At 69.8% G+C, this 23704-nt stretch carries 19 protein-coding genes; 4 read left to right on the forward strand and 15 right to left on the reverse strand.

The annotated features are described in order from the left end of the window. Positions 1-317: 317 nt before the first annotated feature. A complete protein-coding gene (gene nsdA / locus RM704_RS12825) occupies positions 318-1793 on the reverse strand; it encodes a transcriptional repressor NsdA (RefSeq protein WP_033526918.1) in 1476 nt (491 codons plus the stop codon). A gap of 426 nt (positions 1794-2219) precedes the next feature. On the opposite strand from nsdA, the gene RM704_RS12830 reads away from it, so the two are divergent. Next, positions 2220-2876 (forward strand): bifunctional DNA primase/polymerase, encoded by a 657-nt coding sequence (locus RM704_RS12830; RefSeq protein ID WP_033526917.1) that lies wholly within the window; start codon positions 2220-2222, stop codon positions 2874-2876. Positions 2877-2978: 102 nt separating this feature from the next. Here the strand turns inward: RM704_RS12830 and ftsY are convergent, their stop codons facing one another. Then, positions 2979-4178, reverse strand: coding sequence for a signal recognition particle-docking protein FtsY (gene ftsY, locus RM704_RS12835; RefSeq protein WP_033526916.1), 1200 nt, complete (start codon positions 4176-4178; stop codon positions 2979-2981). 134 nt (positions 4179-4312) lie between these two features. Here ftsY and RM704_RS12840 point away from each other — a divergent pair, with 134 nt between their 5' ends. Then, positions 4313-5284: an LLM class flavin-dependent oxidoreductase gene (locus RM704_RS12840; protein WP_033526915.1), complete on the forward strand. Its 972-nt coding sequence runs from the start codon at positions 4313-4315 to the stop codon at positions 5282-5284. A 124-nt stretch (positions 5285-5408) separates the two neighbouring features. On the opposite strand, the gene RM704_RS12845 is transcribed toward RM704_RS12840, so the two are convergent. The 4 genes from RM704_RS12845 to RM704_RS12860 all read right to left on the reverse strand — a co-directional run bounded on the left by RM704_RS12845 (position 5409) and on the right by RM704_RS12860 (position 11813). Continuing rightward, positions 5409-6734 carry a sugar porter family MFS transporter gene (locus RM704_RS12845; RefSeq protein WP_438828914.1) on the reverse strand — a complete coding sequence of 442 codons (1326 nt, stop codon included), beginning with the start codon at positions 6732-6734 and terminating at the stop codon, positions 5409-5411. A 308-nt stretch (positions 6735-7042) separates the two neighbouring features. Further along, on the reverse strand, positions 7043-10696 hold the full coding sequence (locus tag RM704_RS12850; RefSeq protein ID WP_033526913.1) for an SMC hinge domain-related protein: 3654 nt from the start codon (positions 10694-10696) through the stop codon (positions 7043-7045). 232 nt (positions 10697-10928) lie between these two features. Beyond that, positions 10929-11129, reverse strand: a complete 201-nt coding sequence (locus tag RM704_RS12855) for a hypothetical protein (RefSeq protein WP_005479841.1) — start codon at positions 11127-11129, stop codon at positions 10929-10931. A gap of 402 nt (positions 11130-11531) precedes the next feature. Continuing rightward, a complete protein-coding gene (locus RM704_RS12860; protein WP_033526912.1) occupies positions 11532-11813 on the reverse strand; it encodes an acylphosphatase in 282 nt (93 codons plus the stop codon). A 190-nt stretch (positions 11814-12003) separates the two neighbouring features. Here RM704_RS12860 and RM704_RS12865 point away from each other — a divergent pair, with 190 nt between their 5' ends. Next, positions 12004-12984 (forward strand): CAP domain-containing protein, encoded by a 981-nt coding sequence (locus RM704_RS12865; RefSeq protein ID WP_033526911.1) that lies wholly within the window; start codon positions 12004-12006, stop codon positions 12982-12984. Between the two features lie 793 nt (positions 12985-13777). Here RM704_RS12865 and RM704_RS12870 read toward each other — a convergent pair. Then, complete coding sequence (locus tag RM704_RS12870) at positions 13778-14236, reverse strand: hypothetical protein (RefSeq protein WP_157856680.1); 459 nt, start codon at positions 14234-14236, stop codon at positions 13778-13780. Positions 14237-14751: 515 nt separating this feature from the next. Here RM704_RS12870 and RM704_RS12875 point away from each other — a divergent pair. Then, complete coding sequence (locus RM704_RS12875; RefSeq protein ID WP_078937082.1) at positions 14752-15192, forward strand: winged helix-turn-helix transcriptional regulator; 441 nt, start codon at positions 14752-14754, stop codon at positions 15190-15192. Here the strand turns inward: RM704_RS12875 and mutM are convergent. The 8 genes from mutM to RM704_RS12915 form a co-directional block, all read right to left on the reverse strand. Then, a complete protein-coding gene (gene mutM, locus RM704_RS12880; protein WP_033526910.1) occupies positions 15165-16025 on the reverse strand; it encodes a bifunctional DNA-formamidopyrimidine glycosylase/DNA-(apurinic or apyrimidinic site) lyase in 861 nt (286 codons plus the stop codon). The two genes, RM704_RS12875 and mutM, sit on opposite strands and share 28 nt — an antisense overlap. A gap of 144 nt (positions 16026-16169) precedes the next feature. Then, positions 16170-16985 carry a ribonuclease III gene (rnc, locus tag RM704_RS12885; protein WP_033526909.1) on the reverse strand — a complete coding sequence of 272 codons (816 nt, stop codon included), beginning with the start codon at positions 16983-16985 and terminating at the stop codon, positions 16170-16172. Positions 16986-17004: 19 nt separating this feature from the next. Next, positions 17005-17178, reverse strand: coding sequence for a 50S ribosomal protein L32 (gene rpmF / locus RM704_RS12890; protein WP_007493396.1), 174 nt, complete (start codon positions 17176-17178; stop codon positions 17005-17007). A gap of 2 nt (positions 17179-17180) precedes the next feature. Next, positions 17181-17825, reverse strand: a complete 645-nt coding sequence (locus RM704_RS12895) for a YceD family protein (RefSeq protein ID WP_033526908.1) — start codon at positions 17823-17825, stop codon at positions 17181-17183. A 125-nt stretch (positions 17826-17950) separates the two neighbouring features. Further along, entirely contained in the window at positions 17951-19036 is a 1086-nt protein-coding gene (locus RM704_RS12900) for a cell division initiation protein (RefSeq protein ID WP_192829642.1), read from the reverse strand. Between the two features lie 89 nt (positions 19037-19125). Further along, positions 19126-19605 carry a pantetheine-phosphate adenylyltransferase gene (gene coaD / locus RM704_RS12905; RefSeq protein WP_033526906.1) on the reverse strand — a complete coding sequence of 160 codons (480 nt, stop codon included), beginning with the start codon at positions 19603-19605 and terminating at the stop codon, positions 19126-19128. A 26-nt stretch (positions 19606-19631) separates the two neighbouring features. Beyond that, complete coding sequence (gene rsmD, locus RM704_RS12910) at positions 19632-20219, reverse strand: 16S rRNA (guanine(966)-N(2))-methyltransferase RsmD (protein ID WP_033526905.1); 588 nt, start codon at positions 20217-20219, stop codon at positions 19632-19634. 140 nt (positions 20220-20359) lie between these two features. Then, complete coding sequence (locus RM704_RS12915; protein ID WP_033526904.1) at positions 20360-23590, reverse strand: helicase-related protein; 3231 nt, start codon at positions 23588-23590, stop codon at positions 20360-20362. Between the last annotated feature and the right edge of the window lie 114 nt (positions 23591-23704).

Here is a 23704-nt window from a genome sequence, read left to right on the forward strand (position 1 = left end):
TGTGCTGAGGAGACTGACGCAGCACCGTTTCGCCGGGAGTTTGGAAATGTTTCCCGGAGGTGACGAAGGCACCCATCACGTTACAGACAGGTGAAACGTGAATCGCTGAGGATTCATCCCCTGTGGGGCCCAGCCTCTGTGGGGCCCTCGGCGGATAACGGTTTCGTATCCGATGGAACTTCCGGCGGGACTTCCCCGAACGGACCGGCCGCGGCAGACCATCCGATGACCTGGCATGGGGGAGCCGAGTCGGGCAGTTCGGGATGGTCGGCCGCGGTCGGCGTGGAAGGGGCCCTGGCGGTTGCGCCGGGCCGGAATCAGACCGCTTCGGCGGCCTCGGGGAGGTGGACGGCGAGCTGGTCGGTGAGCTCGACGACCTCGGCGAGACCGCCGAAATCGCGTACGGCCGTGTCCACCGTCTTGCGGATGCGGGTGTTGACGCGCTCGGAGCGGACCTTGCGGGCGACGTCCATGGCCTCCTTGGCCATGGCGGCACCCTGCTCGGGCTCACGCTGGAGCAGGTGCACGGTGGCCATGCCGATGAGGTTGAGAGCGTACGACCGCTGGTGCTCGGTGTCCGTGGCGAAGAGGTCGACGGCCCGGCGCATCACGGGCTCGGCGAGCGAGGCGTAGGTGGGGCTGCGGCCCGCGACATAGGCGAGATCGCGGTAGGAGTGGCTGTTCTCGCCGTGCAGTTCGGCCTCGTTGAAGAAGCGGATCCAGTCGGGATCCGGGTCGTCCCACTCCTCGGCGTCCGCGAAGACGTCCTCGGCCATCCGTACGGCCCGCTTGCACTTTCCGGGCTGGCCCATGTTGGCGTAGGCCCGGGCCTCCATCGCATACAGCATCGACTGGGTGCGCGGGCCGGCGCAGTCACGGCTGCCGTACTGGGCGAGATGGATCAGTTCGAGCGCGTCGTCGGGGCGGCCGAGGTGGATCATCTGCCGGCTCATGCTGGACAGCACGTACGAACCGAGAGGCTTGTCGCCGGCCTCCTTGGCCGCGTGCAGGGCGAGGACGAAGTACTTCTGCGCGGTGGGCTGGAGGCCGATGTCGTAGCTCATCCAGCCGGCCAGCTCGGCCAGTTCGGCGGCGACCTTGAACAGCCTCCGGGTGGTGGCCTCGGACTGCGGCTCCTGGAGGAGGTCGGTCACCTCGTGCAGCTGGCCGACGACCGCCTTGCGGCGCAGACCGCCTCCGCACTGGGCGTCCCACTGCCGGAACATCACCGTCGTGGATTCGAGGAGGTCCAGCTCCGGCCGGGAGAGCCGGCCGGGGCGGCGGACGGCGGGCGACGGCTCCGACTCCGCCCGCGGGGCCGGGGGCGAGGGAACGAGCCAGCGCTGCATCGGCTCGATGAGGGCCGGACCCGCGGAGAGGGCGAGCGAGCTCCCGAGGAAGCCGCGCCGCGCCAGCATCAGGTCGCTGCGCGAGAACTCGCTGAGCAGCGCCACGGTCTGCGGGCCCGTCCAGGGCAGGTCGACACCGGAGACGGACGGGGCCTGGTGCGCCGCGCGCAGACCCAGGTCCTCCACGGCGACGACACAGCCGAACCGCTCGGAGAACAGCTCGGACAGGATCCGCGGGATCGGCTCGCGCGGGTTCTCCCCGTCGAGCCACCGTCGTACGCGCGAGGTGTCCGTGGAGATGTGGTTGGCGCCGAGCTGACGGGCGCGGCGGTTCACCTGCCGCGCGAGCTCGCCCTTGGACCATCCGCTGCGGACGAACCACGAGCCGAGCAGTTCGTTCGGGCGCTTCTCAGCGTTCGTGCCACTTCCGCCGTTGCCGCCCACTGGAACGCCCCCATCCCTGAAACCACCTGTGCGCTGTGTGCGCCAAGCCCTACCAGAATGCCGGTTACCACGCCGTACGTCCGACCCTCGTCACCCATCGAACGGAAAGACGACTTGCCTCCGGCATACCCACGAGCGCGTACGTCCCCAGACCCCGTGCACTCAAAGTAATCCTACGATCACGCGTCCGGCCACGGCGATTCCAGAAACGCCACCATTCGCCACCCCTTCGAATGAACTAACGGTGACCCGTTCGCGATTCACTTGACGCAGGACGGCCGGGAGTCGGCGGAGCGATGCATTCAGGGGCGCGCATCAGCGACCGCACCACCCGGGGTGCGGTAGTGCGCCGCCCGCACGGAAGCAGAGCGTCGCAATCCGACTCCGTCGCGTAACCACCCGCGCGCTGGACCCGTTGGAGGGGGCATGGGCTTCACGATCGGTGGCATCCGGGAGATGCGATCCGGCACGCGTCGACGCGGCCGTTCCTCGGAGTGCACGGCCGTGGCCGAGTTCACCGGCCTCTGGGGATGGGACGTCGTCCCCGGCGCGCGGGCGGCTTCGGGCGCGTGCTCGTGCGGCAGGTCCACCTGCTCCGAGCCCGGCGCACATCCCCTCGGCTTCGCGACTCCCGTCCCCGCCGGAGCGACGCTCGACGAGGTGACCGAGGCCTGGGCCGAGTTCCCAGGCGCCTCCGTGATGCTGCCGGTGGGCCGCTCGTTCGACGTGATCGAGGTCGCCGAGTCGGCCGGGCGGCACGCGCTGGTCCGCCTGGAACGCATGGGCCTCCCCCTCGGCCCTGTGATCGCCACCCCTGAGGGCCGCGCCCACTTCTTCGTCGCCCCCGGCGCCGCCGCCGAGCTGCCCTCGCTGCTCTACCGCATGGGCTGGGACGACCCCTCGGCCCTGGACCTGCGCGGCCTCGGCCCCGGCACCCACGTCACCGCCCCGCCCTCCGACCGCGGCGGCCTCGGCCCGGTCCGCTGGCTCCGCTCCCCCGCGCTCGACTCGGCGACCAGGCCACCGGCCGCACGGCTGTTGCTGGGCACGCTGGCCTACGTGGCGCACCGGTCCCGGGCCTGACCCGGCCGCCGTACGTACACGGCGAAGCGCCCGACCCCCACCGCGTCCCGGGGGCGGGCGCTTCTTCGTCCACTGGCGAGATGCCGTAAGTGGTCCGCGCGGTCATTCACCGATGAGGGCGTCCACGAACGCCTCCGGCTCGAACGGCGCCAGGTCGTCCGCTCCCTCTCCCAGGCCGACGAGCTTGACGGGCACACCCAGCTCGCGCTGTACGGCGATGACGATGCCGCCCTTGGCGGTGCCGTCGAGCTTGGTGAGGACGATGCCGGTGATGTCGACGACCTCGGCGAAGACCCGCGCCTGGACGAGACCGTTCTGACCGGTGGTGGCGTCGAGGACGAGCAGGATCTCGTCCAGCGGCGCGTGCTTCTCGACGACGCGCTTGACCTTGCCGAGCTCGTCCATGAGGCCGGTCTTGGTGTGCAGTCGGCCGGCGGTGTCGATGAGGACGACGTCGGCGCCCTCCTCGATGCCCTCCTTGACGGCGTCGAAGGCGATCGACGCCGGGTCGCCGCCCTCGGGACCGCGCACGGTACGGGCGCCGACGCGCTCGCCCCAGGTCTGGAGCTGGTCGGCGGCCGCGGCACGGAAGGTGTCGGCGGCGCCGAGGACGACGTTCTTGCCGTCGGCGACGAGGACGCGCGCGAGCTTGCCGGTGGTCGTGGTCTTGCCGGTGCCGTTGACGCCGACGACCATCACGATGCCCGGGGTGTCGAGCGGGGAGTCGGTGTTGACCGCGCGGTCGAACTCCGGGACGAGGATCTTCAGCAGTTCCTCGCGCAGCAGCGTGCGCAGCTCCGCGGGCGTGCGGGTACCGAGGACCCGCACCCGCTCGCGCAGCCGTTCGACCAGTTCCTGGGTGGGCTGGACGCCGACGTCGGCGGTGAGGAGGGTGTCCTCGATCTCCTCCCAGGTGTCGTCGTCGAGGTGCTCGCGCGAGAGCAGCGTGAGCAGCCCCTTGCCCAGCGCGTTCTGTGAGCGGGAGAGCCGGGCGCGCAGCCGTACCAGACGGCCGGCGGTCGGCTCGGGGATCTCGATCGCGGGGGCGGCGGGCGGTTCCTCGACGGCCACGGGCGCCGACGCCGAACCGTCCGGGAGATCCACCTCCTCGATCGTCCGGCGCGGTTCGTCGCGCGGCGTCTCGGCCTCGTCGCCGACATGCGGCTCGGCCGGAGGGGCGGTGATGTCGGGTGTCGTGGGGGGAGCCGGGGGCAGCGGCTTCTTCCTGCGGCTGCCTACGACGAGCCCGCCCAGCACGCCGAGCACGACCACGGCGATGACTACAGCAAGGATGAGTTCCATAACGGGACCAGTATGCGGGACCGGCCCCCGACCCGTTCGATCGCCGTACGGGGGGACACGGCTCTTCCCCACCCCTGGCCACCTGACGCACCGTCAGCTACCGTCCCTCTCCACAGCCGCCCGAAGGGGGTCCCATGCCCGTCACGGTCGTCCGTTTCAACCTGGTCGAGCCCGGCGCCACACCCACCTCGCTCCGGGCCCGCTACCGGGCCGCCGTCGAGATGGCCGCGTACGCCGATGAGCAGGGCGTCAGCACCGTGCAGACGGAGGAGCACCACGGGGTCGAGAACAACTGGCTGCCGTCGCCGTTCGTCTTCGCGGGGGCCGTGTTCGGGGCGACGCGGAGGATCGCGGTCACGGTGTCGGCGGTGATCGGGCCGCTGCACGATCCGCTGCGGCTGGCGGAGGACATCGCCGTACTGGACCTGGTGAGCGGTGGGCGGCTGGTGACCGTCGCCGGGATCGGGTACCGGCCGGAGGAGTACGCGCAGTTCGACGTGGACTGGAAGGGGCGCGGCAAACTCCAGGACGAGGTGCTGCAGACGCTGCTCCGGGCGTGGACGGGTGAGCCGTTCGTGTACCGGGGGCGCACGGTCCGGGTCACCCCGCGGCCGGGCACCGAGCCGCATCCGCTGCTGCTGGTCGGAGGCTCGTCGAAGGCCGCGGCCCGTAGGGCGGCCCGGCTCGGGCTCCCCTTCTTCCCGAGCGCGCATCTGCCGGAGCTGGAGTCGTACTACAAGGAGCGGCTCGTGGAGTACGGCACGGAGGGCTGGACGATGATGCCCGCCGCCGAGACGCCGTTGCTGCACGTGGCGGAGGATCCGGACCGGGCGTGGGCCGAGTACGGCGGGCACTTCCTGCACGAGGCGCGGACGTACGCCTCCTGGCAGTCGGCCGGCATCCGTTCGGCCGTGCGCTCGGGGGCGGCGACGGTGGCGGAACTGCGCGCGGAGGGCGTGTACCGGATCGTCACGCCGGACGAGTGTGTGGCACTCGGCCTGGACAACTACGTCCTGCATCCGCTGGCCGGCGGGATGCCGGTCGAGGAGGGCTGGCGGGGTCTGCGCCTGTTCGCCGAGCGGGTGCTGCCGCGCCTGGCCGACTGACCGTCGCACCCCTGGAAAGCCGCCGTCCCGGCCCGCTCGGTGGTCGGGCCGGGACGGCGGAGGGGTACGAGGAGAAGGTCAGCGGGGACTTGGTCCCTCTCCTCGGACTCGGGTGGCCGCAGGGTCAGCCCATCTCCTCCAGCGACTTGCCCTTCGTCTCCTTCACGAACTTCAGGACGAAGGGGATGGAGAGCGCGGCGAAGACCGTGTAGATCACGTACGTCACGGAGAGGTTCCAGTCGGCCAGGGACGGGAAGCTCGCGGTGATGGCCCAGTTGGCGATCCACTGGGCGGAGGCGGCGACGCCCAGGGCGGCGGCGCGGATCCTGTTGGGGAACATCTCGCCGAGCATGACCCAGACGACGACACCCCAGGAGAGGGCGAAGAAGAGGACGAACACGTGGGCGGCGATCAGGGCGACCCAGCCCTGGGTTGCGGGGAGCTTGCCGTCGACGAGGTCGTAGGAGAAGGCCCAGGCCTCCAGGGCGAGGCCGAGGACCATGCCGACGGAGCCGATGAGGGCGAGCGGCCTGCGGCCGATCCGGTCGACGAAGATCATCGCGATGAGGGTGCCGACGATGTTGATGATCGAGGTCGTGAAGGAGTAGAAGAACGACTCGCTCGGGTCGACGCCCACGGACTGCCACAGCGTCGCGGAGTAGTAGAAGGCGACGTTGATGCCGACGAACTGCTGGAAGACCGACAGACCGATGCCGATCCAGACGATCGGCTTGAAGAGGAAGCTCCCGCCGAGCAGGTCCTTGAAGGTCGACTTGTGCTCGCTGTTCATGGCCGACTCGATCTCCGCCACCCGGGCGTCGAGGTCGACGTCCTCGCCCTCGACCTCGGCGAGCACCTCACGGGCGCGCTCGTCCTTGCCGACGGAGATCAGAAAGCGCGGGGACTCGGGGATCGCGAAGGAGAGCAGGCCGTAGAGGACGGCCGGGACGACCATGACGCCGAGCATGATCTGCCAGGCCTCCAGGCCGAGCAGTTCACCGCGCTGGTCCCCGTCGGCGGCGTTGAGGATGCCCCAGTTGACGAGCTGGGAGACGGCGATGCCGACGACGATCGCGGCCTGCTGGAACGAGCCGAGCCGGCCCCGGTAGGCGGGCGGTGCGACCTCGGCGATGTAGGCGGGGCCGATGACGGACGCCATGCCGATCGCGAAGCCGCCGACGATCCGCCAGAAGGCGAGGTCGTACAGCGCGAAGGGGAGCGCGGAACCGACGGCGCTGACCGTGAAGAGGCCGGCCGCGATCTGCATGCACCGGATGCGGCCGATGCGGTCGGCTATCCGGCCCGCGGTGGCCGCACCGACGGCACAGCCGATGAGCGCGACGGCGATGACCTGCGCCAGGGCTGTGGAGCCGATGTCGTAGCGGTGGCGGATGGCTTCGACGGCGCCGTTGATCACGGCGCTGTCGTAGCCGAAGAGGAAGCCACCCATCGCGGCCGCCGCCGCGATGAAGATCACGTGCGAGAGATGGTCGGGCTGGGCGTCCCGCACTCCTGTCGGGGATGTCTGCGCACTGCTGGTCACGTATGTACTCCTCGGACCACCGGCAACGTCGCCGATGTGGGGGGAACCTTCGACTTGAAGGCAAAAGCAACGCCCCAGAGAATATGCCTTCAACTTTCGAAGTCAAGAGGACCCTGAGGCCTACGAAAGGGCAGTCTTCATCACATCGCGTTCAACTCTTGAAGAAGTGGAAACGGCAGCGGAACCAGCACCCGCCTACCCGCGCGCGAAAACGACTAACGCAATCTCTGGCTGATGACCTTCGAGACGCCGTCTCCCTGCATGGACACGCCGTACAGCGCGTCGGCGACCTCCATGGTCCGCTTCTGGTGGGTGATCACGATCAGCTGCGACGCCTCCTGCAGCTCCTGCATGATCCGGATCAGCCGCTGGAGGTTGGTGTCGTCGAGCGCCGCCTCGACCTCGTCCATCACGTAGAACGGGCTGGGCCGCGCCTTGAAGATCGACACCAGCATGGCGACGGCGGTCAGCGACCGCTCCCCGCCCGAGAGCAGCGACAGCCGCTTGACCTTCTTCCCCGGGGGCCGGGCCTCCACGTCGACACCGGTGGTGAGCATGTTGTCCGGGTCGGTGAGGATCAGCCGTCCCTCACCGCCCGGGAAGAGCCGACCGAACACACCCTCGAACTCCCGGGCGGTGTCCCAGTACGCCTCGGTGAAGACCTGCTCGACCCGCTCGTCGACCTCCTTCACCACCTGCAGCAGATCGGCGCGGGTCTTCTTCAGGTCCTCCAGCTGCTCGCTGAGGAACTTGTGCCGCTCCTCCAGCGCGGCGAACTCCTCCAGCGCCAGCGGATTGACCTTCCCGAGCTGCTGGTACGCCCGCTCGGCCGCCTTGAGCCGCTTCTCCTGCTCGGCGCGGTGGAACGTCTTCGGCTGGTTGCGGGGATGCTCCGGGTCCTCCGGCAGCTCCTCCCCCTCCGCCGGCGGTGACGGCGGCACGAGCTGGTCGGGCCCGTACTCCGCGATCAGCCCCTCCGGCTCGACGCCCAGCTCCTCCAGCGCCTTGGTCTCCAGCTGCTCGATCCGCATCCGCTTCTCGGCGCCGAGCACCTCGCCCCGATGGACGGAGTCGGTCAGCTTGTCCAACTCCGCCTTGAGGCCGCGCCCCTCGTCACGGGCCTGCCCGAGCTCCTGCTCGCGGCGCGCCTTGGCCGCGTCGGCGGCTGTGCGTTCCCGCTCCGCGCGGGCCAGGGAGACCTCGACGTGGCGGAGCAGCTGCCGGGCGCCGGAGGCGACGGCCTCGGCCACGGCGGCCTCGTGCCGCAGCCGCGCCCTGCGCTGTTCGGCCCGCGCCCGCGCCTCGCGCTCGGCACGCGCGGCGCGGTCGAGCGAATCCGCCCGCCCCGCGAGCGCCTTGACCCGCTCCTCGTGCGTCCGCACCTGGAGCCGGGCCTCCATCTCGGTCTGCCGCGCGTTGGCCCCGTCCGCCGCGAGCCGATCCCGTACGAAGGTGTCCGGCTCCTCCTCGACGGGCATCTCCTCGGCCACCGCGAGCCGTTCGGCCAGCTCCTCGGCATCCTGTACCGCCTTGTCGAGCGCCTCCTGGGCGCGTACGGCGGCGGCCGTGGACCGCTCGGCCTCTCCGGCGGCGCCCCGCGCCTGCCCGGCCAGTCGCCCGAGCTGCTGGGCGACCGCGGACTTCTCCCGCTCGCCCGCCCGGCGCCGCTCCCCCAGCTCCTCCACGGTCGCGGCCCGCTCCCGGCGCAGCTCGACCGCGTTCCGCTGGGCCTCGGTCAGCTCCTCGCACCGTACGGCCAGCTCCTCCAGCTCGGCCGCCGCCTCGTCGACGGCGGCCTGCACCTCCAGCAGGCTCGGTGCCCCGGCCGAGCCGCCGTGGGCGAAGTGTGCCCCGAGCAGGTCGCCTTCGGCGGTGACGGCGGTGAGGTCCGGGCGGGCGTAGACAAGGTCCTCGGCGTCTTCGAGGGTGTCCACGACGACGATGTCGCGCAGCAGTCGACGTACGGCCGGCATCAGGTCGGAAGGGCCGCGGACCAGGTCGGTCGCCCGTTGCCCGGTGGGGAGCGGCGGCTCCGCGGGGGAGGCCGTGAAAGGCCGTTGTCCGCCTGCGGGATCGGCGTGGCCGGCCACGCCGATCCCCGTGCCCCGTTGGGCCGGGGCCGCCGCCGGGCGCGGTGTCGGGTCCTCCGGCGCCCCTGCCGACAGCAGGGCCGCCCGGCCCGCGTCCTGCTTGCGCAGCAGGCGGATGGCCTCGGCGGCGGCGGCCGGGCTGGTCACGGCGATCGCGTCGGCAGCCGCGCCGAAGGCCGCCGCCAGGGCGACCTCGTGACCGGGGGTGACCGTCAGGAGCTCGGCGGCCGGACCCAGCATTCCCGCCAGCCGGTCCTTCGCGGTGAGCAGCGCTCCCGTGCCGTCCTTGCGGCGCAGGCCCAGGGCGAGGGCTTCGTGGCGGGCCTGGGTGGCGGCGCGGCGGCGTTCGGCTGCGGTCGTGGCGTCGCGGGCGGTGGCGAGGGCGCTCTCGGCCTCGGCCAGGGCGCGCTTCGCGGCGTCGTGCCGTTCGGCCAGGTCGGAGTCGTCGGCGTCGAGGTGGTCGACCTCGGCCTTGAGTGCCTCGTACTCCTCCTGGGCGGCGGCGGCCCGTTCCCGTGCCTCGTCGCGCGCGGCGGCGAGGCGGTCGATCTCGGACTGGGCGGAGGCGGCCCGGGAGCGGGCGGCGTTGACCTGGCCGCCCAGGCGGGCGAGGCTCTCGCGGCGGTCGGCGATGGAGCGGGCGACGTCCTTCAGCCGACGCTCCTCGACCATCAGTTCGCGCTCCAGTTCGGCGCGGTGCTCGACCGTGTCCTCCAGGGCGCGCTCGGCCGCTTCGAGAGCCGCTTCGAGTTCGGCCTCCTGCTCGCGGACGCGGGCGGCCTCGCGCTCCATGTCCTCCGGATCCCGGACGCGCCGCTCCTCGAGGGGCGCGGAGGTGGCGCTCTTGACCCGGGCGTCGGCCAGGGAGATCGTGCCGCGCACCCGTTCGGCGAGCTGCGACAGTTCGTACCAGGTCTCCTGGGCGCGCTGGAGGCGCGGGGTCAGCCGGCGCACCTCGCCCTCCAGGTGGGCCTCCCGCTGGAGCGCCTTCTTCAGCTCGGTCTCGGCGGCCTCCTTGCGCTGCTTCAGCGCGGCCTCGTCGGCGACCTCCGTGCGGAGCGCCGCGTGGAGACGTACGAGGTCGTCGGCGAGCAGTCGCAGGCGTGCGTCGCGCAGGTCGGCCTGGATGACGGCGGCCCGGCGGGCGACAGCGGCCTGGCGGCCCAGCGGCTTGAGCTGGCGGCGGAGTTCGTCGGTGAGGTCCTGGACACGGGCCAGGTTGGCCTGCATCGCGTCCAGTTTCCGGAGCGCCTTCTCCTTGCGCTTGCGGTGCTTGAGGACCCCGGCGGCCTCCTCGATGAACGCGCGGCGGCCCATGGGGTCGGCGTGCAGGACGGAGTCGAGCTGCCCCTGGCCGACGATGACGTGCATCTCGCGGCCGATGCCGGAGTCGGAGAGCAGGTCCTGGATGTCGAGGAGACGGCAGGTGTCGCCGTTGATCTGGTACTCGCTGCCGCCGTTGCGGAACATGATCCGCGTGATCGTGACCTCGGAGTACTCGATGGGGAGGGCCCCGTCGGAGTTGTCGATGGTCAGGGACACCTCCGCGCGGCCGAGCGGGGGACGGCCGGTGGTGCCGGCGAAGATGACGTCCTCCATCTTGCCGCCGCGCAGCGATTTGGCGCCCTGCTCGCCCATGACCCAGCTGAGCGCGTCCACGACGTTGGACTTGCCCGAACCGTTGGGCCCGACGACGCACGTGATGCCCGGTTCGAACCGGAGTGTGGTCGCCGAGGCGAACGATTTGAACCCACGGAGGGTCAGGGCCTTGAGGTGCACGGCGCTGGACTCTACCTTCCGGCCTTGTCTCACTCCATGAACGCGCGGTTTCGCCCATGAACGTGCAGGGCACATCAGACGTTAAAGAGGGTGAGGTAGGCCGGGGGCCGAGCCGGGGACTCGGGCACAGAAAGAAGGGACGCCTAGAGAAGGCGTCCCTTGCAGATCTGACAACTTAGCGGTTGATACGGGCAGCCCAACCACTGCTGTCTGTCGTGGTGCGATGCAGTGATCAGGTGAGCGCAGGCTCCGCCTGGCGTGCGTCGAGCTCCATGAGCGAGTCGTGAGAAGCGGCAGCCGTCAACGCGTCGTTCTCCGCCTGGATTCGTCCGAGCTCGGATTCCAGGTCCTGGACACGCTGCTGGAGCCGTCGCATCTCGGCGAGGAGTCGCGGGTCGGAGCCGCCGACGTAACCGAGAAGCGCCTTTGCCATGATGGATGGTCCTCCACACTGAGTGACCGACCGAAGCGGTGTGGGTCGTGAGGGAATCGCACCCGTGATGCTTGGCAGTGTTGAGTTTTTGCTGCTGTCTTCATGCCAAACAGCTAAGGTGCGCGGGGTTGCTTTTAGCGTCTCACCAAAAAGTTTGACGGTCAACACGATCACGCCCCGCATCGGCGGGCACCCCGCTGCCGCGCGGCCCCGATCGGGCGACGCTGCGGCGATTCCGGGACCTCTCCTGGCCGGCGGAGCGAGGGGATCATCCTTTCTGCGGAGCCTGCCATGACAAACCCGTCTTGGCAATCACCTGCACGTTTCTGGTTTGTGCATGCTCCTGGCATATGCCGGTGGCGCTCCCCTCCACTCCTGCGCGGCTCGCTCAGCCGAGGGGCGTCAGCGGATGGCGAAGCCCTCGTACCCCCCTCGCGGTGTGTCCCAGATCTCGGTCACGCCCACCACGCGTCCGGGCGTGTCGTCACCCTGGAGCCACTCCAGTAGCTCCTGACACGCCTCACGCGGGCCCTCGGCGACCACCTGGACCCGTCCGTCGGCCAAATTGAGAGCAAAACCACTCAGGCCCCCGATCTCCAGGGCCCTGGCCCGCGTGAACCAGCGGAAACCCACACCTTGCACCCGTCCACGCACCCAGGCGACCAGCCGTACATCCTCGCTCATGCCTGCACGCTAACGGGCCAATGTCTCCTGGGCCTCTCCCTCCTCTGGCGCCATGCTGTACCGTCCCCACCCAATGAATCTCATATGAAACTCACTCCTTCGTGTGAGATTCGTGAAGACGACAGTCACAACGTTGACGAACTCCCCAACGTTGACCGCAGGACACCGCAAGGACGAGGAAGGCCAAGACATGGGACGCCACCGACGCTCCGCCGCCGGCCGCGCCGCCAGGGGGGGCCGCGCCGCCGGGGTCACTGACAGGGGCTTGGTTCCCGAGGAGCCGCACTACGGTCCGGAGAACCTGTACGGGTTCGCGGCGTTCCTGGAGGCCGACGCCCAGGCCGCCTCGCGGGCAGGCGGGTCGCGCCGCCGCAAGAAGAAGACCGTGACGCCTGTGAAGACCGGTCTCCTCGGTGTCTCCGCCGCCGTCGCCCTCGGCACCGTCGCGGTGGCCACCGGCGTACTGCCGGGCGGCGACCAGTACACGGTCAGTGGTGGCAACGCCAACGAGACGGTGGTGCCCGCCGGCTCGCCGACGGGTGCGGCGGCCCAGCAGGGCGGTACGGACGGCGCCGCGCAGGAACAGCGCGAGGACGAGTCCACCAGCCGCGAGGCCTCCCCGTCGAACACCCCGGCCCCCTCGACGCCCCCGGCCGAGGAGAAGCCCGCCGAAGAGGCGGACAAGGGCTCCGGTTCGCAGAAGACCAAGACGCCGTCCGAGAAGCCCCCCAAGGCGCAGGAGAAGGGGAAGGAGAAGGAGAAGGACACCACTTCCCCGGCGGACCTCTCCTCCGCGACCCAGGCCGAGGCCGCGGTCCTCCTGCTGGTCAACGAGGAGCGGGCCAAGGCGGGCTGCCAGCCGGTCGCGGCCAACAGCGACCTGGCGAAGCTGGCCGAGGCGTTCAGCGAGGACATGGCCCTGCGCGGCTTCTTCGACCACACCGACCCCGACGGCTCCGACCCGTGGGACCGGGCGGCCGCCCTCGGCATCACCGGCCTCGGCGGCGAGAACATCGCCCGCGGCCAGGCGACCGCCGAAGCGGTCATGGAGGCCTGGATGAACAGCCCCGGTCACCGGGCGAACATCCTGAACTGCGACTTCAAGACCCTGGGAGTCGGCGTCCACCTGGGCGACGGCGGACCGTGGTGGACGCAGGACTTCGGCTACTGAGGGCATCCCTTGACGCTCCTCTTGGGACTCCGCCGACGTCGATAGGAACCAGCCAGGTACGCAGGGCTACGGCAGGCGAAGGCTAACGGCGACGCGTGTGGAACGAGTCGAGAACGTGCCTGCTCAGAGGTCTTAGGTCACCTGACTTGACCGCCGATGAGGACAATTGTCACCATCACCAGCTGCATAGGGTGATGATGGTGACAATTGTCAACACGCAGTGTGACCGATCGTGCGTTGGTGGAGTCTCGCACGTGGCTTGTCCATTGCTACGGTCCTGGGCATTGAAGCGGATGCCCACCCCGCCGAACAGGTTCCTAGGCGTGTGCGGCGAGGCGGGCGCGAAGCCTTGGAGGCTCAACGTGAGTGTGACTGTTGCCCCGTGGGAGCTGTCAAACCCGATGCCGCGACCGCGCATGGTTGCCGTGATCGTTCTAGTGCTGATTGTCTGTGCTCCGGTTAGGCAAATCGCCAGTGCGTGCGCTGACGCTGTGGCGGTAGTTGGGCTGCTGGTGGCTTGTGGCGGTACAGCAGCGAAGTACAGCAACCGCCCCGACCGAAGGTGACGGCCAAGAACCCTGGCAACCCTTTGGAACAGGGCTGGAGACCTCACAGACCGTCCGGCCCGTAGTTCGCATCGAGGTGCAACGCACGACACCCCCGCTCGGGCCGTCTCTGGGCCGTGCGGGGGTGCTCAACGACCACCAACGCTGACAACCACCGACAGCTAACTCACAGGTCGCAGCGTTGATCGATTACGCGGCCGCAGGTCAACGACCCGGCCCTTCACTTCTCACAGTCCAAGCCGAGGTCGCAGAGCCTTGAGAACGTCCTCCCCGCACCTCATGGCTCTTGCGGCATGGTGTGCCTGCCTCGAAGCAACTATGGCTCGCTGCTCTGCCGAGTCGGTCTCAACTATCACAGAGCGCAACATTAGTTCAGCGTTTCCTGCAAGCCTCCTGAGCAAGCGACGTAGCTTGTAGTCCTCCACCAGGTAAGTCAGCTCCTCGATACGGTAAATGGTGGACGCCAGATCGAAGCGGTTGAACCACTCCTGTTTTTGATAGGCAAACTCAGCGGCGCAGGCCACGTCGCACACTTGGCTGATGAGGTCGAGAAGCTGCGGAGGAGGCCCATACCTGCGACGACGGCTGACCTGGTACTGATTCCATGCAGCCCAAAGTCCGGCAGGACCACCAATAGCCCCCACAATGCCACCGGCAGCAGCAAGCCAATCGGTCGTGTCTGACACTGGACCCTCCCCCCTTGCGCCCTGGCGTGCCCGACCCATGCACCACGGACAACAACGAGCGTGCACAGCGCTCGTCGCGCAGCCGCCGTCTACTTGGGAAGCTACCCGCCGGATGCCGTTCCGATGTGGCCGTGCCTCCTGGCGGATTACGAAGGCCAGAGATGGGACATGGAGAGGGGTGTGTCACCGCAGCGTGGGGTGCGGTCGCATCAGCTGACAGTCCAGCCCAATCCTGGGCCGTCTCTGGGCCGTCCAAAGGTGCTCAACAATGACCAACGATGACAGCCGCCGACAGCTCAGCAGCAGGTCACAGCGTTGATCGGATATCTGGCCGCAGGTCGGAGACCCAGAGCGTCACTTCTTCGGCTACTAAAACCCTTCCGAGGCGAGGCCGAGGGCACCCAGCCCCCGCACAGCTCGCGCGCTCGAGCACCCATTCGTTCGCCCATAACTCACGCTAACCAGCAGTTAGTGCAATCTTCTGGCTAGCGCTGTGCGGGAGTATCCTCGATCGCATGGAATCTGCCGTGCAGACCGGCGTGACGCCCGCGGACGCCGTCACGGGTGCGGACGCCTTGGACGTCGACGAGCTGGCCTTCGACGTGTTCGCCAGGAACTGTCCCTCACGAGGCACGCTGGAGCACGTCACGGGCCGCTGGGGCGTGCTCACCATGGGCGCGCTGCACGAGGGATCGCTCCGCTTCAACGAGCTGCGCCGCCGCGTGGACGGCGTCAGCGAGAAGATGCTCTCCCAGACCCTGCACGCCCTGGAGCGCGACGGTCTCGTCCACCGCGACGCGCGGCCCACCAACCCGCCCCGCGTCGACTACACCCTCACCCCGCTCGGGCGCGAGGTCTCCGAGCGCCTGCTGGCCCTCATCGCCTGTGTGGAGGACCGCATGGAGGAGGTGCTCCGATCCCGCGAGCGCTACGACGCGACGCGCGGCGCCCGCTGACACGTCGGGCAGAAGTAGCTGGACCGGTTCATCCAGGGCCGCCGCCGCATGGGCGTGGCACAGCGGCGGCAGGGCAGCCCCTCACGGCCGTACGCGTCCAGCGACCGGTCGAAGTACCCCGACTCACCGTTCACGTTGACGTAGAGGCTGTCGAAGCTCGTGCCGCCCACCGCGAGGGCCGCGTTCATCACGTCCCGTACGTGGCCCAGGAGTTCGGTGGTGCGGGGGCGGGTGAAACCGGCCGTGGGGCGCTCGTAGTGGATCCTCGCCCGCCAGAGCGCCTCGTCCGCGTAGATGTTGCCGACCCCGCTGATCAACGACTGGTCCAGCAGGGCCCGTTTGATCGTCGTACGCTTCCGCCGCAGCGCCTGGTGGAAGGCCTCGGCGTCGAACTGCGGGTCGAGGGGGTCACGGGCGATGTGCGCGATGACGTCCGGCAGACCGTCGGGGGTGGTGTCGTGCAACGACAGTCCGCCGAAGGTGCGTTGGTCGACGAAGCGCAGTTCGGTGGCGAGGTCGTCCGCGAAGCGGACCCGGATCCTGAGGTGCTTCTCGTCGGCCGCGTCGTGCGGCTGCACGAGCAGTTGGCCGCTCATACCGAGGTGCGCGAGAACGGCGATCCCGGTGTCCTCCACCGGCAGCCACAGGTACTTCCCGCGCCGGCTGGGCTCGCCGATGCGGTGACCCTTGAGCCGGTGCGCGAAGTCCTCCGGACCGGCCAGGTGCCGACGGATCGCCCGGGGGTGGAGCACCTCGACCTCGGCGACCGTCCGATGAGCCACCCAGCGCTCCAGTCCGCGCCGGACGACCTCGACCTCGGGAAGTTCGGGCACAGGTCTCCTCCGGAGAGAGCGGGTGGGTGACGTCGTAGGCCGGCTGCGGGTGAGTGGTGCGACCGCCGACGACCCGCACGCCCCCACGGACCAGCACCGCCCCCGGATCCCCTCGCGGGGGACCGGGGGCGGCTGCCCTCGGCGTCAGGCCGGGGCGGTGTCCGAAGGTGTGTCCGCGGTGTCGGCGGCCGAGGCCGCGGCCTCGGCCGCCGCCTTCGCCCGCTCGTCCGCCGCGGAGCGGATCGCGCGCCAGGCGGACTCGGCCGCCTGCTGCTCCGCTTCCTTCTTGCTGCGGCCGGTGCCGGTGCCGTACGAGACGCCTCCGACGCGGGCGGCAGCGGTGAAGGTCTTCTCGTGGTCGGGGCCGGTCTCCGTGACCAGGTACTCGGGCACGCCGAGTCCTTCGGTCGCGGTGAGCTCCTGGAGACTGGTCTTCCAGTCCAGGCCGGCTCCGAGGTTCGAGGACTTCTCGATCAGCGGGTCGAACAGGCGGTGCACCAGCTCCGCCGCGGAGTCGAGCCCCTGGTCGAGATAGACCGCACCGATCACCGCTTCGAGGGTGTCGGCGAGGATGGATGCCTTGTCCCGGCCACCTGTGCCCTCTTCACCGCGGCCGAGCCGGATGAAGGAGCCGAGGTCGAGCCCGCGGCCCACCTCCGCCAGCGCACGAGAGTTGACCACCGCGGCCCGCAGCTTGGCCAGTTGGCCTTCGGGCAGGTCGGGGTGGGTGCGGTACAGCGTGTCCGTGACCACGAGACCGAGGACGGAGTCCCCGAGGAACTCCAGACGCTCGTTGGTGGGCAGGCCGCCGTTCTCGTACGCGTACGAACGGTGGGTCAGCGCACGCACCAGAAGGGCGGACTCGAGCTGATAGCCGAGCCGCCCTTCCAGAAGCGTGTGGGACGAGGCTGTGTTCTCCGCCTTTTTCTTGGCGTTGGTCTCCGCCTTGGCGTCAGACATAGAGCCTCTCACCAGCCGCTCAGACCTCGAGGACCTGGCGCTTGTTGTAAGTGCCGCAAGACGGGCACGCGATGTGCTGCAGCTTGGGCTCGTGGCAGCGCTCGCACGCAACCAGGGTGGGGACCGCAGCCTTCCACTGCGACCGGCGGTGGCGCGTGTTGCTGCGCGACATCTTCCGCTTCGGAACAGCCACGGCTACTTCTCCTGCTTCTCGTCGACACCGGCTTCGGCGCCGCTCATCTCGTCCTTCTCGCCGTCTTCGAGTGAACCGGCGAGTCCCTGCAGTGCCGCCCAACGGATGTCGACGGCGTCGTGGTGGTGGTCCGGGTCGTCCGCGAGCCTGGCTCCACACTCGGAGCACAGGCCGGGGCAGTCGTCCTGGCACACCGGCTGCATCGGCAGTGCGAGCACCACCGCATCACGCAGCACGGGTTCGAGGTCGAACAGGCCGTCCTCGATGAAGAGCCTGTCCTCGTCTTCCTCGGCGTCGTCGGCCGGTTCCGCCTTGGGGCGGCCCCGGTCGTCGGCGTCAGGGTACGAGAACATCTCCTGGAAGTCCGCTTCGAGCTCCAGCTCAAGCGGCTCCAGACACCTTACGCACTCCCCCTTGGCCCGTGCACGGGCGGTGCCTGTGACAAGCACACCTTCCATGACCGACTCCAGACGGAGCCCGAGCTCCACCGGGGCGCCTTCCGGCACTCCGATCACTCCCTGGATCCCGAGATCCTTGGGAGCGTCGATCTCACGGGTCAGGCGCTGCTGCGCGCCAGGACGCCGCCCCAACTCGTGTGTGTCGAACACGAGAGGGTTGCGGTGGTCGAGGCGGGCGTTCAGGGCCATTCCTGCTTTCGATCTCGAAGCTTGAGGACGCCGCCCTTCGATGTTCCCGGGCAGCGTTGATCGCGGACGTACACGCGACCGAAGAGCCAGGATACTGGACCTTTCGCTCTCGGCCCAATCCGCTGTCAGCGACCCTGCTCGTAGCGGCGCAACTGCTCCGCCGTGATCATGGTGGTGTCGAAGAGGCTGGTCTCGTCGAGCGTGTTCGCCTGCGGCTGCGCGTACCCCTGGTGCCCCTGCTGGTCCTGGTGTCCCTGCGGGTCCGCGTGTCCCTGGTTCGGGTCGTACGCCGGCTGCTGCGGGTAGCCGGCCGCGTACGGGTCGGCCTGCTGGTAGCCGTAGGGATCGGCGGCCTGCTGGGGCTGGGCGGCGTACTGCTGCTGGTAGCCGTACGGGTCCTGCTGGTAGGCCGTCGCCGCGTAGGAGTCCTGCTGCTGGCGATACGACTGCTGCTCCGGTGCGGACGGGGACTGCCGGGCGGGGGTGTCCGAGAGGGCGGCCAGGTCGGCCAGGTAGTCGGCGTCGCTGGTGGGCCGGGGGGAGGTGCCGTCGTCGTTCAGGGCGAGGGCGCCGAGGTCGTCGGTGGCGATGCGGCCGTGGAGCTTCTGGCGGCCGCGCCCGACGGCCTCCAGGGTCTTGGCGAGGACCGCCTCGAAGGCGCCCAGCTTGGCGTCCACGTAGGCGTCGGCGTCGCGGCGCAGGGTCTCGGGGTCGTGACTGCGCTCGGGAGCGTCCTCGTCCTCGTAGCCCTGCTCGTCGACGCCAGGTCCAGTGCCGAGGAGCTTCTCGCGGCCCCGGCCGACCGAGCCGAGGGTCTTGGTGAGGACGACCTCGAAGTTGGCGAGCTTGGAGTCGACGTAGTCGTCGGCCTCGGCGCGGACCTCCTCGGCCTCCTGTCGGGCCTCGCCGAGGATGCGGTCGGCCTCGTTCTGGGAGCGGCGGGCGACCTCGGTGTCGGAGATCAGGGAGCCGCGCTCGGCGTGCGCGTTCTCGATGATCCGCTCGGCCTCCTGACGGGCCCGCTCCACCATGTGGTCGCGGTCGCCGATCAGCTCCCGCGCCTGGGCGAGGGAGTCGGGCAGGGCCGCGCGCAGCTCGTCGAGCAGGGAGAGCAGTTCGGCGCGGTTGACCACGCACGAGGCCGACATGGGCATGGATCGGGCGCCCGAGACCACCGAGACGATCTCGTCGAGCTTCTTCTGCACGTCCACCGTGTGGTCCACCGTGTGCTCGCCACTCTCTACAGCTGTGTTGGAGACGGTCGGGTCGACTGTACGGCCAGCGGGGGACGTTCGTCCGCTCAGTCCCGCTTCAGTCGCTCGGCCAGCGCTTCGAGGACCAGTGGGGGCACCAGGTGGGAGACATCGCCGCCCCAGGTCGCGACTTCCTTGACCAGGGAGGACGACAGGAAGCTGTAGGTGGGGTTGGTGGGGACGAAGAGGGTCTCCACGCCCGACAGGCCGATGTTCATCTGGGCCATCTGCAGCTCGTAGTCGAAGTCGCTGACCGCGCGCAGGCCCTTGACGATCGCCGGGATGTCGCGCTGCTTGCAGAAGTCGACGAGCAGTCCGTGGAAGGCCTCCACCCGTACGTTCGCGTACTCGGCGGTGACCTGGCGGATCAGCTCGATCCGCTCGTCGACCTCGAAGAGGCCCTTCTTCGACTTGTTGATCATCACCGCGACATAGACCTCGTCGTACAACTTGGAGGCGCGGCCAATGATGTCGAGGTGTCCGTTGGTGATGGGGTCGAACGACCCGGGACAGACGGCGCGGCGCACTTGGGATCCCTCGCTCTCCGGTCCGGTCATCGTGCGTCTTCGCACGTAGAGGCGGCGCGACCGTACCAAAACGTTCCCTCGCCGTAGCGACGGGCCCTGATGGCGTCGAAACCGGTCGGCCAGGCGAATTCACCGCCTCTGGTGCTGCGCTCCACGGTGACGAGGGCTTCGTCGCCGAGCCAGCCCCCGGTAAGGAGTGTGAGCAGGATCTCCCGAAGATCGTCGTCCGAGACGGCGTACGGGGGGTCCAGGAAAACGAGGTCGTACGGCTCGTCCGGCGGCGGGCCCTGGATGATCTGCTCCGCTTTGCCCGATCTCACCTCGGCGCCGGGCAGGCCGAGCGATCTGACGTTGTCGCGGACCGTGCGGGCCGCTCGCGCGTCGGCCTCGACGAGGAGGGTGTGGCCGGCGCCTCTGGAGAGGGCCTCCAGACCGACGGCGCCCGAACCGGCGTACAGGTCCAGTACCCGTTCGCCGTCCAGGGGCCCGCCGAGGAGGGACTGCCAGGTGGAGAAGAGGCCTTCGCGTGCGCGGTCGGAGGTGGGCCGCGTTCCGGTCCCCGGCGGGACGGTCAGGCGGCGTCCGCCGGCCGCGCCGGCGATCACGCGAGTCATCGTGGGTCCTTGTTCGAGGGCGTGGTCACGGGCCCAGTCTGGCAGTCCGGGGGTGGGGGTGCGTGAGGGCCGCGGGAGCCCGCCCCTCGGTCGGGGTCGCCCACGCGGTTCCCGCGCACCTTGTTTGACGGGCTGCCCTGTCAGCCCTTGTCCAAGTACTGTTCCCTCTCCTCGTCCAGGAGGGCGTCCAGGGCTGTCCGTAGCGCCGGGAGGCGCTCCAGGTCCGGGTCGGCCGCGACCACCCGCGCCGCCTCCTCCCTCGCCTCCGCGATGATCTCCTCGTCGTCGATGACGGTCAGCATGCGGAGGCTGGTGCGGGCGCCGGACTGGGCCTGGCCGAGGACATCGCCCTCGCGGCGTTGTTCGAGGTCGATGCGGGAGAGCTCGAAGCCGTCGAGGGTGGAGGCGACGGCGCCCAGGCGCTGGCGTGCGGCGCTGGCCTCCGGCATCTCGGTGACCAGGAGGCAGAGCCCGGCGGCGGATCCCCGCCCCACCCGGCCGCGGAGCTGGTGGAGCTGGGAGACGCCGAAGCGGTCGGCGTCCATGATCACCATGGCGGTGGCGTTCGGGACGTTCACGCCGACCTCGATGACCGTGGTGGCGACCAGGACCTGGGTCTCGCCCGCGGCGAAGCGGCGCATGACCGCGTCCTTGTCGTCGGGGTGCATCCTGCCGTGCAGGACTTCCACCCGCAGGCCCTGCAGGGGGCCCTTGGCGAGCTGGTCGGCGACGTCGAGGACGGCGAGGGGCGGGCGCTTCTCGGCCTCGTCCTCCGGGGACTTCTTGCCGGTCTTCTTGGGGTCGCCGGGTTCGTCGACGTCGTCCCCGATGCGGGGGCAGACCACATACGCCTGGTGGCCGTTCGCCACCTCCTCCCGGACGCGTTCCCAGGCGCGGGCGAGGAAGTGGGGCTTGTCGGCGGCCGGGACGACATGGCTGGCGATGGGTGAGCGGCCGGCGGGGAGCTGGTCCAGGACCGAGGTCTCCAGGTCGCCGAAGACGGTCATGGCCACCGTGCGCGGGATGGGCGTGGCCGTCATGACGAGGAGGTGGGGCGGCTGTTTGCCCTTGCCGCGCAGGGCGTCGCGCTGTTCGACGCCGAAGCGGTGCTGCTCGTCCACGACGACCAGGCCCAGGTCGTGGAACTGGACCTTGTCCTCGATCAGCGCGTGCGTGCCGATGACGATCCCGGCCTCGCCGGTGACCAGGTCCAGCAGCGCCTGCCGACGGCCGGCGGCGCCCATGGACCCGGTGAGCAGCACGACCTTGGTGGCGTGCTCGGCGCCGCCCAGCATCCCGCCCTCGGCCAGCTCCCCCATCATCTCGGTCACCGACCGGTGGTGCTGCTGGGCGAGCACCTCGGTGGGCGCGAGCATGGCCGCCTGGCCACCCGCGTCGACGACGGCGAGCATGGCGCGCAGGGCGACCATGGTGTTGTGGGTGACCGTGAAGTTGTCGGTGACGTAGGCATGGCTCGGGTGGGCGACGCTGATGCACTGGACCGGTTTCCGTCCCACGTGCTCGACCGCCCGGATCCCCCGCCGAAAGGTGGCGTGTTCCGGCTGGGGACGCACCTGTTCGGCCTTGCGCGCCGACCTGAAGGGTGCGTACCGGTCGGGCAGGGCCACCGAGACGTCGAAGGCCTCCCGCGTCGGCAGAATCCTGGCGCGGCCTCCCAGCGAGCGCGCCAACCAGGCGACGTCCTCCGCGAGGCTGCGGGAGACCGAGCGGAACGAGGCGCCGAGGCCGTCCGTGGGGACGGTGCCCCCGGTGTCCATGAGTCCTTGGAGCAGTGCGAGTCGGTTCTTGATCGACGTGTTCTTGAACACGTCGGGGACGAAGGTGTCGTGCGACGCCACGCCCCAGAGGTTCTGGTCCCGCAAGGCTTGGATCACCGGGTTGCGAACGCCGCCCGCGAGGTGGGTCGGCTCGATCGTGTGGTCGCCTCGGGATCCCTCCACCGGGACCAGCCGGCATTCAGGGGCCAGGGTCGCCGCCGCCGCGTCCCTGGTCTCGTCGTCGGTCATGGACAGACGCAGGTCCTGCCCGAACGAACCGGCTCCCAGGAGAACGCCGAGCAGGTAGGGATCGAGAGGCAGCCCGAAGTCGCCCCCGAGATCGACCGGAGTCGCTGTCGGGAGATACCACTTCGAAGATCCGTCGGCTTCGAAGGTGTCCCGTCGGATCTCCCGAGTCGTCATGACCTCGGGCGCCCGGCCCCGGTGCCACCCGCTCCTCGTGCCGACGATCCAGAGATGCTCGTCGTCGCACTCGACGGAGCTTCCGTCGGACAGGACCAGGCGCCAGACATCGCGTTCTCCCTGGGGAAAGACACCGTCGATCAGCGCGATCTCTCCGTCCGGCACGACGATCTCGTCGCCCGTCGTCACATCGCCCAGACGACGGAACCCGGAAGGGGTGAGCACCAGCGAGTCGAGAGGCTGGGCCTTGCCCGAGCCCACCTCGCCCTGGAGCAGCCGGTGCATCGGGTGCTCGGTGGCCAGGTCGTCGAAGATCTCCTGGGAGACCTTCCGCTGGCCGTCGGTGAGGGTGAAGGGGAGGCGGGCGTCGAAGGCGGTGAGGAGGCCTTCGGGGGCGGGGCGGCGGGCCACGGCGGGGAGTTGGGCGTCGGCGTGGCGGCGGCGGGCGAGGGCGACCTGGAGGACGAAGGCCTCGTCCCATTTGAGGCGGTCCCGGGCCGACTCGATGTCGGCCTTGGTGTGCGGGCGGTGGATCTTCAGGAGGGCTTCGGGGAGTGCGGCCAGGCCCCGGCCCTCGCGCAGGGAGTCGGGGAGGGGGTCGACGGCTTCCTGGGCGCTCGGGAGGACGGTCTGGACCGCCTTGGCGATCTTCCAGGACTCCAGCTTGGCGGTGGCCGGGTAGATCGGGATGAGGGCGCCGGCCCAGGAGTCGACGGTCTCCGGGTCGTCGTCGCCGCGCAGCAGCTCGTAGGCCGGGTGGGCCAGTTGGAGGCGGCGGTTGAAGACGGAGACCTTGCCCGCGAAGAGGGCACGGGTGCCGGGGAGGAGGTCCTTGTGGGGTTTGTGCACGCCGTTGCCGAAGAAGACGAGCTGGAGGCGGCCGCTGCCGTCGGTGATGGTGACTTCGAGGCGCTGGCCCTTGCCCCGGGGGGCCTTGGCGGAGGCGAAGGTGTGCAGGCGGGCGTCGGCGACCTGGGCGACCACCGTGACGTGCTCGTCCATCGGCAGGTCGGCGAGGTGGGTGAGCTGGCCGCGCTCCTCGTATCTACGGGGATAGTGGTGCAGCAGATCGCCGACGGTGTGCAGGCCGAGGTGCTCGGCCATCACCTTGGCGGTGGCGGCGCCGAGCGTGTTCTTGAGCGGTTCTTCGAGCGCGGACACGAGATCCATTGCACACCACGCCACTGACAATCCCGTATACGTCCTTGAAATCCGCTGGTCAGGCGGGTCGTTCGCGCCTAGGATGACGCACTCCCGGGCCCAGCAGTCGGGCCCTGCCGCCTC

It is taken from the genome of Streptomyces gottesmaniae (assembly GCF_031845845.1).
In the GTDB taxonomy this organism is placed as follows: Bacteria; Actinomycetota; Actinomycetes; order Streptomycetales; family Streptomycetaceae; genus Streptomyces; species Streptomyces akebiae.